This is a genomic window from Acidobacteriota bacterium (genome assembly GCA_009838525.1).
Taxonomy (GTDB): domain Bacteria; phylum Acidobacteriota; class Vicinamibacteria; order Vicinamibacterales; family UBA8438; genus VXRJ01.
Map to the genome: position 1 here is coordinate 227,504 of VXRJ01000038.1, position 11,341 is coordinate 238,844.

Sequence of the window (11,341 nt, forward strand, 5' to 3'; positions counted from 1 at the left end):
CACATGCAACTACTGGCCATCGAGACGTCGTGCGACGAAACGGCCGCCGCCGTGGTGGCCGACTCCGGCGATCCCGCCCGGCCGTGGGACGTGCGCTCGAACATCGTGGCGTCGCAGGTGGAGATTCACCGCGCGTGGGGCGGCGTGGTCCCGGAGCTCGCGTCGCGCCAGCACGTGCGCGACATCTGCGGCGTCGTCGACCGCGCGCTGGAAGAGGCGGACACCGGCTGGGACGGTCTTGACGCCATCGCCGTGACGCAGGGACCGGGGCTGGTCGGCTCGCTGCTCGTGGGCGTCGCTTTCGCGAAGGCCGCCGCCGCGTCGCGCGGCCTGCCCCTCGTCGGCGTGCAGCACCTGGCCGGACACATCGAATCGCTCGTCGTCGAGGGCGGCGCGATGCCGCTGCCGGCCGTCGTCCTGGTGGTGTCGGGCGGGCATACCAACCTCTACCTGGTGGCGGGGGAGGCGGCGGACGGAACGCTCGCCTGCCGTCTCATCGGCAAGACCCGCGATGACGCGGCGGGGGAGGCCTACGACAAGGTCGCGTCGCTCCTCGGCCTGTCCTACCCGGGCGGCCCGGTGATCGACAAGCTGTCCCGCACCGCCAACGACCGCGCCGTCGATTTCCCCTACGCGCGCATGACGCACGACGACCGGAACGCTCCCCCGGAGGGCGCCCGTCCCGCCGGCATCGCGGCAACGCGCCGGCTCCGGGAGCTGGAGTTCAGCTTCAGCGGCCTCAAGACATCGGTCAAGCGCCACGTGCAGCGGCGAGTCGCCGAGCAGGAGGGCCGCGACGTCCAGGCGCGCCCCGGCGCGCCGGACGACATGGCGGGCCACGCCGCCGCACAGGGGGCGGCACCGCAGGGCGCCGCCGCGTCGGAAAACAGGCCCGACACCGCCGCCGCGCTCTCCGAAGCGGAAGTGGCGGACATCTGCGCCAGCTTCCAGCGCGTCGTCGTCGACACGCTGCTCGATCGGACGTTTCTCGCGGCGCGGCGCTATGGCGCGCGCAGCGTCGGCATCTCGGGAGGCGTCTCCGCCAACTCGCGCCTGCGCGCGGACGCCACGACGCGCGCCGAGCAGGCCGAGCTGCCGCTCTTTCTCCCGTCCATGGCGCTGGCCACCGACAACGCCGCCATGATCGGCGCGGCCGGCCTCCGCCTCCTCCACGCCGGCATCACCGCGCCACTCGACCTCAACGCCAGGGCGTCGCTGCCGCTCTGATACGCTTCGCGCATGAGCTGGCTGGGACAAACACACTGGCGCATCCTCGTTGCGCTCGGGCTTGGGCTCGTCTGGGGCGTCGTCGCCACGTTCGTCGGGCTCAGCGGTTTCACCCGCGACTGGATCACGCCCTTCGGCACCATCTTCCTGCGCCTGCTGCTCCTGATCGCGGTCCCGCTGGTGCTGGCGTCGCTCGTCACCGGCGTCGCGTCGCTCGCCAACCTCCAGAAGCTGTCACGCATCGGCGGCAAGACGATTGCCATCTACCTCGGGACGACCCTCATCGCCCTGGTGATCGGCCTCGTCGTCGTCAATGTCGTCGAACCGGGCGCGTCGATTCCGGAGAGCCTGCGCCTTAGCCTCCAGGAGGAATACCAGGGCGACGTCGAGCAGCGCCAGGAGACGGCCGACCAGATGGAGCGGGGGCCGCTCCAGCCGCTGGTCGACATGGTCCCCGACAACATCTTCAACGCCGCGTCGAACAACCGCGCGATGCTGAGCGTGGTCTTCACGGCCCTGCTCCTCGGCGTGGCCCTGATGCTGCTGCCGCGCGAACAGGCGCAGCCGTTGCTGTCGCTGTTCGAGTCCGTGAACGCGGCGATCATCAAGATCGTCGAGCTCATCCTGATCGTGGCGCCGGTCGGCGTCTTCTCGCTCATCGCCGGCACCATCACGTCGGTGGCGGGCGACAACCCGGCCGACGTGGCCCAACTGCTCGGCGCGCTCGGCCTCTACTGCGTCTGCGTGCTCGTCGGCCTCGCGATCCACGCGTTCCTGACCTATCCCATCCTGTTGCGGACCCTGACGCCGATTACGCCGTTCCGCTTCCTGCGCGGCGCCGCCCCGGCCCAACTGGTCGCGTTCTCCACGTCGTCGAGCGCGGCGACCCTGCCCGTCTCGATGGAGACGGCGGAGCACAATCTGGGCGTCTCGGAGGAAGTCGGATCGTTCGTGCTGCCGCTCGGCGCCACCATCAACATGGACGGCACTGCCGTCTACATGTCGGTGGCGGCGGTCTTCATCGCGCAGACCCTCGGCATCCCGCTCGATCTGGCGGCGCAGGCGACCATCGTCTTCACGGCCATGCTCGCGTCGATCGGCACCGCGGCGGTGCCCAGCGCGGGGATCGTCATGCTGGTGATCGTCCTCGAGGCGATCGGCGTGCCGGTGGCCGGCATCGCGCTCATCTTCGGCGTCGACCGCATCCTCGACATGTGCCGGACGATGACCAACGTGACGGGCGACATCACGGTGTCCGCCGTGGTCGCGGCGAGCGAGGGGCAGTTGACGGCGACGTCGATGAACGGCCTGTCGGGGGCGGCGGCCGGGGCCGCGGCAGGGTCCGGCTCATGACGCCGACCCGCGACGACGCCTGGGCCTTGCTGACCGAATACACCCAGGGCGACAGACTCCGGAAGCATGCGCTGGCCGTCGAGGCGGCGATGCGCGGCTACGCGCGCCAGTTCGGAGAGGACGAGGAGGCGTGGGGCATCGTCGGCCTCGTCCACGACTTCGACTACGAGCGGTGGCCGGACGCGGCGGATCACCCGTTCCGCGGCCGCGACATCCTGCGCGAGCGCGGCTGGCCCGAATACATGATCCGCGCCATCCTCTCGCATGCCGACTACAGCGGCGTGCCGCGCGAATCGCGGCTGGAGCACACGCTGTTCGCCTGCGACGAGCTGGCCGGATTCATCACCGCGGCGGCGCTCGTCCGGCCGACGAAGAGCGTCCTCGACCTCCAGACCAAGTCGGTCAAGAAGCGGATGAAGGACAAGGCGTTCGCCCGCGCCGTCAGCCGCGACGACCTCCGGCAGGGGGCGGAAGAGCTGGATCTGCCGCTCGACGAGCACATCACGAACGTCATCGGCTTCATGCGCGAGGTGGCGGGCGATCTCGGCCTGCGGGGAACCGCCTGAGAGGGTATTTTCTTCTTATTAAACCCAAAGCCAATTCCCATCACTATGTAGGGCTGTTTCAGACGCCCATATAGCAGCATTGGCGCCTATCTATTAATAGCGGTCCGGGAGGGCGAGCGATGACGGTTACAACCAGACGTGCGGTGAGGCGTGCGGCAGGCCCGACGGTGGCGGCCTTCGTGGCGGCGGCCATGGCCGGGATGGCCGCGCAGGAGCGCGAGTTCGTGCCGGTCACGGACGCGATCCTGGAGAACCCGGCGCCCGGCGACTGGCTCACATGGCGGCGGACGGTTAACGGCTGGGGCTACAGCCCCCTCGATCAGATCGACCGCAGCAACGTCGGCGGCCTGCGCATGGTCTGGACCCGCGCCCTCGCGCCGGGACGGTCCGAGGGAACGCCGCTCGCCTACGGCGGCGTCCTCTACATGCCGCAGTCGAGCGACGTGATCGAGGCGATCGACGCGGTGACCGGCGACCTCATCTGGAGCCACCGCCGCGACCTCCCGGAGGACGTGTACACGTTCGTCGGCGGCAATTCCGCCAACAACCGCAACATCTCCATCTACGACCGGTTCATCGTCAACACGAGCGACGACTCGTACATCTTCGGCCTCGACGTCGAAACCGGCGAGATCGCCTGGGAGACGCAGATCTTCGACTACCAGGAGACTCCCGCCGGACACAGTTCCGGGCCGATCATCGCCGACGGCAAGGCGATCTCGGGGCGGAGCTGCCGCCCGGCCGGCGGCCCCGAGACCTGCGTCATCATCGCCCACGACGCGCGGACCGGCGAGGAAGTCTGGCGCCGGCGCACGATCCCGGCGCCGGGCGAGCCGGGCGACGAGACCTGGGGCAGCGTCCCGTTCGAGCAGCGCGTGCACGTCGGCGCCTGGATGCCGGCGAGCTACGACCCGGAGCTGCGGCTCATCTACCAGGGGACGTCGGTCACCTCCCCGGCCCCGAAGTTCATGCTGGGGGGCATCGAGAACACGCACCTCTACCACAACTCGACCCTCGCCCTCGACGTCGACACGGGCGAGATCCGCTGGCACTACCAGCACCTGAACGACCACTGGGATCTCGACCACCCCTTCGAGCGCATCCTCCTCGACACCGCGGTCACGCCCGACCCCGCCGAGGTCGCCTGGATCAACCCGCGCATCCAGCCGGGCGAGATGCGGAAGGTGATGACCGGCGTGCCGGGGAAGACCGGCCTCGTCTACACCCTCGACCGCGAGACGGGCGAGTTCCTCTGGGCAAAGCCGACCGTCCCGCAGAACGTCATCAGCGGCATCGACCCGGCGACTGGCGTGGTCACCGAGAACGCCGAGGTGACGTTCACCGCCGAGGGGCAGCAGGTGCTCGCCTGTCCCAACATGCACGGCGGGAAGGACTGGGAGGCGGGCGCCTACAGCCCCCTCACCAACACCATGTACATGCCGCTCCGCAACATGTGCCAGCGGCTGCTCGCCACCACCTCGCCCGACGCGTCACACCGAATCTACGCCCTCGCAGTCCGGCACGAGCTGGCCCCCAACATGGACCAGCTCGGTTCCGTCTACGCCATCAACGCCGAGACCGGCAAGACCACCTGGCTGCACCAGCAGCGTGCCGCGACCCTATCGCTCGTCGCCACCGGCGGCGGTCTCGTCTTCGGCGGCGACGCGGCGGGACGCTTCCACGCGTTCGATCAAGAGACCGGCGAAATCCTCTGGGAGATCAACCTCGGTTCCCCCGTCTCCGGCTTCCCGATCAGCTTCGCCGTCGACGGCCGGCAATACATTGCCGTCAGCACTGGCCGGGCGGCCACGACGGCCAGTTTTCTGGAATTGACGCCGGAGTTGCGGCCGAGCATTGGGAACAACTTATTCGTGTTTGCGTTACCTTAGCCCCAAAGTTAGCTGACTCTTCGGCATCTCGCAGACAGGCTAGCGGTACGCCTTGCAAGGTGAGAAATGAACGAGGTCGATCGAATTCGACAACTGATCTGGACCGCCTTGGTCGAGCCGGCGATCCAGCGCGGGCAATCTCAAGTCATGTTCGACTGGCAAACTGTCGTCGATCACGTCAGGGCGGCCGGGATTCGCGGGAATCAGGCGAACATCCAGAACGCGCTGGAGTCGTGGGACGACCGGCGGATCAGTGTGCGGTGGATGGGGCAGCGGCGCGGGAGAGATAAGCGCCTTGCCTACGTGATTGATGTCGCCGATTGATCGCGTGCACTAGGGTATCGGTGGGCTCTTTGGTGTACACAACAACCCCGTCGCCGCCGACAACTGACAACGCGCCCAGAAACTCGTCGTCGGAGATGTCGGCTAGAGCTAGACAACGGTAACGGCGGTCGCGGTCGAATCAAGAACGATTCGCGCCATGCTAGACAACCAAGCTTCACTACATCGACGACCTAACCGAGCAGCTTCGTCGGTCTGGCAAGTCTAAGGTCGACCCGTTCAAGTACGGTACATCTTGGTATGCGTTACGAAATGGGCGGGACTGCGTCGTCAAGGGTAGCTCAGGTTCCTACCGTGGCAGTCGTCACGTCGGTCTCCATTCGGGGTGCTCCAATCCACTGGTTCCGGACTTCCGCGAACTCGTCATCAGACTGGCAAGCCGTCTTCCACGACCCAACGTCGATCGGGATCTCACGACCACGCCGTCGATACTGGTCGAACAGCGAATAGGCCAAACGTGCGGCAGCCCGCCTCACGAGCAGCCTCACCGCTACGTCGCGCTCACCTTCGTCACGATCGGTCCCCGTACTACTTGGCCGACCACGGACCTCCGTGTCCCGCAGTATCCGTCGGAGGCCCAAGAGCAGCGACTGCTCGGATGCCTCTGTCAGTGCCCAAGAATGCCGACTCACTACATCGACCACCGCGTTTATCGTCATCGCAGCTAGTGTATCTCGTCGCCAAAGAATGGCCTGCGCCGCCGCGCCTAAGAGACGCATCAGGTAGTTTCTCTCCGCCTCCTCGGTCGAGTTTCCCTGGCTAACGTACTCGGACAGTATCTGCATGCTCTCCAGCGCGTCGGCCATCTCCTCCGGCTCTGCGGAAGTCATGCCTTCTTCCACCCTCGTTAACACTCCATCTTGCAACTCTTGCTCCAACAAGGCGCAAGCCATCTCCAGGCACCGGGCCGGAACGCGACACGTCGCTGACTCCTCGGTTACACGTCTCAACTCACCGCGTAACCCCTCGTCACGCATCGCATGCAAGTGTCGGACGATCATCAAAGCCAGAGTTAGCATGAGATCGGACGCGCGGCGGCGCACAGTCGGGGCAACTGACAATGGCCCCGGTGGTTCCTCGCTCATCGCGTATTGGTGAAAGTGCTCTTTGTCAGCATCCCACCACTCAACCAGGCGACGCACGACAGAGCGCACATCCTCACTCGACCAGTTCGCGTCGTTCGCGTTGTTGATCGTCCTGCACAGGTCGACACCTTCTTCTCCAATGCCTACCGTCACGTGTCCGCTGCTGCCCTGGATTGGAAATCCGGCACTGCGAACGTAATCTATCAACAACGCCGCTGGATCGACATCTGCAGGATGAGGCAACTTCAGAAAGGCGTGACGGTAGTAGTTGGTCCCGGAAGGCATGCCGTCCTTGTCTCGCCTGCTCCACAAGACCGCTCCAAACTGCCTTGACCGTGCCTCATCGAGCAATCCCAAGTCGTGCAAACTTCCGAGCGTTGTCACGCTCCACCCGCGAGCGGCGTGACTATCGGAGGACGCCTTGTCGAAATAGGCATCGAGTGAGCCATCGGCAATAGTCGGTCGCTCAATCGCCAGATTCCCTGGAGAGGTGAGGCACGCAAAAGGGTTCACGAATTCCTGTGCCTCCAAGGGGTCCTGGTCCGTGAGAATCGGAAAAAGCAGCAATTTGGGGATTCGCTCAACCCGCTCGCGAACGGAAAACGCCGCCAACAACCGTTCGACCAAGTTGCGGATTCCCCGGAATTCCCTTCGGTGGTCTGACTGGTACACATCAAGAAGGAAGTCAAGCAGTTGGTCCTTTGTGCCACATGAGCACCTGCAACACAGTCTTGACAGCACCTCAGGTAGCGCTCCAGCAAGTAAGGTCCCAAGATTCGGCGCATGGAAGTTCCCTGCTTCGATTTCCGGGGTCGCTGCACGGAGAGACCTCAAGTAACGTGCCACAAGCTCGTCGACGGAGCGCGTGTCCATTTGAGCTAGCGAGGCCCGGTCGAAGAGCTTGTCGACCGCTTTCTCGTCGCCAATGCGCACCATGGTTACCAAGGCCCAGTATGGCGAATACTGCGCAATGCGGGTGAGGGTGCCGGCAGCACTCTGAGTCGCGATGGTGCAACCCGGGATTTTGAACGGAATACCCGCGTCTTCGCAGAAGCGCAAGAAACTGTACGCGGTTAGCGCTTCTTCATCCCAAAGGCCGAGAGAACTGGATTGCAGGACGCGTCCGATGTCGAAAGCTGGAGTTTCCGTAAACGCCGATCTCTTCATCGAGGGTCGTTCGAGCTTATGGGCGAAGACTTCCACATCGTGCCATGGGTCGCACTTGAACTGGCGCAGCGCGTGCCACCGCTCGCGAAACGCCTGCCGTTGGGTTTGGATGGTGGAGTTGTTTCTAGCGGCAAAGAATGACCGTTGCCCCACCGCGTCGAGCAGAAACATAATGAAGGATTCTTGGGATAAGAGCGTATAGTCCATTCGGGTAGGCACCAGATTCAATGTTGTGCGAATAGCCTCGAGCGACTGCTGCAAAACCCGCTCTGCCTCGTCCACCTGACCGAGCTCAGCAAGCATGCCCGCCTTCTTGGCGGCCCAGAACGGCATCGCATCCTCGGGCTCCCACGCTGCGAGTCGGGCCTTGAGCTCCTGAAGGTCTAGGGCGAACAGATCGAACAACGCTCGCTCGTAGTTGAGCCGGGCGTCGTGCTCTGGAGAGAGCGCGCCCTTGACTTTCTGAATCCGGTCCAGAGCATCGAGCCACTTGGCGGATAGCCCGTCTTCGCGGTAGTGGCGCATCATTGCCAGCAGGAGGTAATGACATCGGGACCTGACGTCATCGTCGGTCAGGCCGTGTGCGTGGATAGCGCTGGGGTCTACGGGCAGCGACGTTAGACCTGAGCGGGCCGTTGCTGGCCAGTAGCGCAGCAATGTGGCTTCGAGGAAACGGACTTGGTCCTCAAGGAGTGGACACAGACACCTCTCCATGCGCCAGGTCAATTCGAAGGCGAATTCAAGATCAAGCGGGGCCGGAAGCGCCGCTTCAGCAGGCAGATCGCGGGTCCAGCGGCGAGTCTCCAACCATAGAGAAAGCCGGAGATCCTCGGGCAGTACTACCCACCCCGGATAATCGTGGCGTTGCGACTTCCATACGGAAATGAGGTCGGCAGGGTCTTCGGAGTCAATGGACGTTGGGCCATCGACTACGGTCCTTGGCCAACGGAGCCGATTGTCTGCAGCTCGCCGCCGTCGTAGGTGGTCGAGGAAGCAGTCCATAGCGTCACGGTTGTCACGAACGTCAGGGCACTGAGACATGTCGACGGGAATGATGTTGCGGCGTTCGAGGAGGGTCTTCTGGGATGGTGAGAGATGCGCTAGCGAGCCGACGAGGTACAGTTTCGGGGAGTCTGTGCGGCCGATATTGTCATGCAGCCAACCGATCCAGTGCAGGAAATTAGGGTCGTCGGCGGAGAATCCGATCAGGCAGAGCGTATTCTCGAGAAGAGCTTGGCGGACGGTGTTGACGAACGGCGCGAAGTCGTGAGGATAGCGACGATAGTCCTCGTCGGTGATGATGAACGGGCGGTCTGATGGGAGGCTGCCATGGAGCTTGATAATTCGCGGGCGGTTCGAATAACCCAAGTCTTGAGGGTTCACGATGATGTCATACCGTTGAGAAATGACCGCACGGCAGGCTCGCTCCAGAAGCGTGTCGTAGTTGGTGGTGAACACATCTGACCATGGTAGGTCAAGCAGCCTCACGTGCAAGGAGGACGGTTCGTGCTGGAGATCCGGGATCGCGTCACGCAACATCTGGTTGAGCGTGGGCCGGCCGAACGCAGCATCGATTTCGTGGGCCAGGGCCGGAATCTGGAGGTATCTACGGTCGGGATCGGGTTTATGGCTATGCAATCGTTCGAAGAAGCGGTCGCCCAGTTGGGACCATGTCGGGAACGGTATGCTTGATCCGTGGGGAGTGGCGTTTCGGCTAAAGCCAGCGCCGACCATTACAGCAGCGTGGCCTGACAGAAGGCGGTCGGCGATCGCATCGAGATACGGTCGGAGAGCCGGGGGGATGTTGGGAATAGTGGACTCGTCCATGGTGTGGACCTCGCGTCGGTGACCAAGACTAAATCAACGATACTGCATCAGTAGTAGCTTGTCGCTGTCTGCCGTCAAAGTGTCCTCTTAGCTTTCTTGACCTACGAACTGGTTGATGGTCTGGATGGGCCTCCGTCCCCGGTTTCGGTATCCGAGATGGGGGCGTTCGGTGCTGTAGTGCTGCAGCCAGGCATCGAGGTCGGCCTGCAGCGCCTCGACGCTCTCGTAGAAACTGCTCCCGCATCTTGACGCGGAAGAAACTCGTCCAGCACGGTGTCGTTGAACCGCTCGGCGAGCTTGGTCCTCGCATCCCGGTTGCTGCTCTCAGATTTCGTTGCGGTGCGTCCGACGACGGCCTACTCTTCGTGCCAGAAAAGCCACGACTAGAAGGCTAAGGCGACACTTGACTCCACGGGCGCGGAGGCTAACTCCAACGCCCTCCTACCCACACGATTCCTGGAAGAACCGAGAGACATGGCACTGACATACTTTGATGCAGTTGCGCCATTATCACTCCTACGCGCGCGGTGGGTGGTGGTGAATCGTGAAAATGGTGAAGATGTCAAGAACCTCCGACCTTCCCTTTCGTGTCCTCATTCCACCGACGATTACTTCCGCACGATTTGCAAACGCCGCCGCGTAGGGATTCGGAGTCTGCCGCAGCAAGTTGTCATGGATTTTCCCTTTGATTACACGGTTCGGGTTGTCAGCGAGCCGGAGCTTGCACCGTCCAGTGCGACGGTTCAGACCCTCTATTTCCAGAACGTGATACCTGGAAGGGTTGTCGATCACTTCATCGACGCTTCGTATTATTGCCGCGTCGGACTCGGTTGTCGTCATTGCGTCATCGGTGCGGTGAAACTGCGTGATTCCGGAGCAGCCGTACCCAATCACATCGACAGCCCTCTCCCGTGACCGCTCGACCAGATCATAGGCCCTCGTCAATAGTCGCTCCTCCGATTGTCTGAACTCCCTGATGAGACGCCTTTCATCTTTGCGGTCCTCGTAAACGCGGTCGATCTGCCTATCAGCACTTGTGCGCCTTGGAAGGAGCAGGTACGCGGACAGGAATTTAAATAGGACCGCGAAGTCTTGCGGCCTTCCCGGGAACGCGGTGTACGCGGTAACCGACGCGTCTAGAATCCACTGTAATTCGATGGAGTTGGCGGTCTGTGACGATATCCGTGTTGAAACCGCACTTCTTCCCCGGTTTCCAGGGAGTCGCGACGTCGCCAGCAGCGAAGCCGCGACGGAGTAGATCCGAGAATAGCCGTGCACGGACTCCGCGTAGCGGCGTGCGTCCATCGACGTCGAGTACTTGTCGTACTCGTAGTGGACGATGAAGGGTTCAATGGGAGACGGCATACCGGAGCGTTGTGTGAATGTCTATGTCGCGACAAGCAGCGCGCCTTCGTCGGTGATCAGCAACGCGTCCTCCTCGGTTACCAGCAGCGACACCGGGGCTGGCTGCTGGAACGGCACATCGTGACCGTGCAGAGAAACGTGCAAGTCCGCGAAAGCGGGTTGCAGCGGGTGCGGTGTTGACAAGGGAGGTTGACTCGCGCCCCGGATCTGGCGCATACATCAACTGTTCGGGTACGTTAGCTTCCAATGGGCGTTCGGCTGGCACCGACTCAATCCTGTCCAGCGCCTCGGCACCATACGGCGGTGTTTCGCTGTACGAACGATTCTACAGGACGGCATCAGTGGTGGGCGTCAATAGCAATCGAAGACTGCACAATCTTGGGGGAGACGTCTCGGGCTCAGTAGACGTTCTCACGTTGATGCCGACCACACGTTTCGGGCGGGAAGCACGGAGCGAAGCGAGTGGAGTCCGGCCCGAAACGCGCGCGGATCACAGAACAGGGGAAGCGCGAACCCCTTT

The 11,341-nt window shown here is 63.4% G+C and carries 7 protein-coding genes and 1 pseudogene; 5 read left to right on the plus strand and 3 right to left on the minus strand.

Going from position 1 to position 11,341, the window contains the following annotated elements:
- Positions 1–3: 3 nt before the first annotated feature.
- From tsaD to F4Y45_18530, 5 genes are all read left to right on the plus strand, one after another.
- Positions 4–1,227: a tRNA (adenosine(37)-N6)-threonylcarbamoyltransferase complex transferase subunit TsaD gene (gene tsaD, locus F4Y45_18510; GenBank protein ID MXY26499.1), complete on the plus strand. Its 1,224-nt coding sequence runs from the start codon at positions 4–6 to the stop codon at positions 1,225–1,227.
- Between the two features lie 12 nt (positions 1,228–1,239).
- Complete coding sequence (locus F4Y45_18515) at positions 1,240–2,580, plus strand: dicarboxylate/amino acid:cation symporter (GenBank protein MXY26500.1); 1,341 nt, start codon at positions 1,240–1,242, stop codon at positions 2,578–2,580.
- Positions 2,577–3,146, plus strand: coding sequence for an HD domain-containing protein (locus F4Y45_18520; protein MXY26501.1), 570 nt, complete (start codon positions 2,577–2,579; stop codon positions 3,144–3,146). The genes F4Y45_18515 and F4Y45_18520 overlap by 4 nt, the downstream gene beginning before the upstream one ends.
- Positions 3,147–3,265: 119 nt before the next feature.
- A complete protein-coding gene (locus F4Y45_18525) occupies positions 3,266–5,035 on the plus strand; it encodes a PQQ-binding-like beta-propeller repeat protein (GenBank protein MXY26502.1) in 1,770 nt (589 codons plus the stop codon).
- A 66-nt stretch (positions 5,036–5,101) separates the two neighbouring features.
- Positions 5,102–5,359: a hypothetical protein gene (locus F4Y45_18530; protein ID MXY26503.1), complete on the plus strand. Its 258-nt coding sequence runs from the start codon at positions 5,102–5,104 to the stop codon at positions 5,357–5,359.
- Positions 5,360–5,658: 299 nt separating this feature from the next.
- Here the strand turns inward: F4Y45_18530 and F4Y45_18535 are convergent, their stop codons facing one another.
- The 3 genes and pseudogenes from F4Y45_18535 to F4Y45_18545 form a co-directional block, all read right to left on the minus strand.
- Entirely contained in the window at positions 5,659–9,456 is a 3,798-nt protein-coding gene (locus tag F4Y45_18535) for a hypothetical protein (GenBank protein MXY26504.1), read from the minus strand.
- 87 nt (positions 9,457–9,543) lie between these two features.
- Positions 9,544–9,746: pseudogene (locus F4Y45_18540) on the minus strand (transposase).
- Between the two features lie 226 nt (positions 9,747–9,972).
- Complete coding sequence (locus F4Y45_18545) at positions 9,973–10,821, minus strand: hypothetical protein (GenBank protein ID MXY26505.1); 849 nt, start codon at positions 10,819–10,821, stop codon at positions 9,973–9,975.
- Between the last annotated feature and the right edge of the window lie 520 nt (positions 10,822–11,341).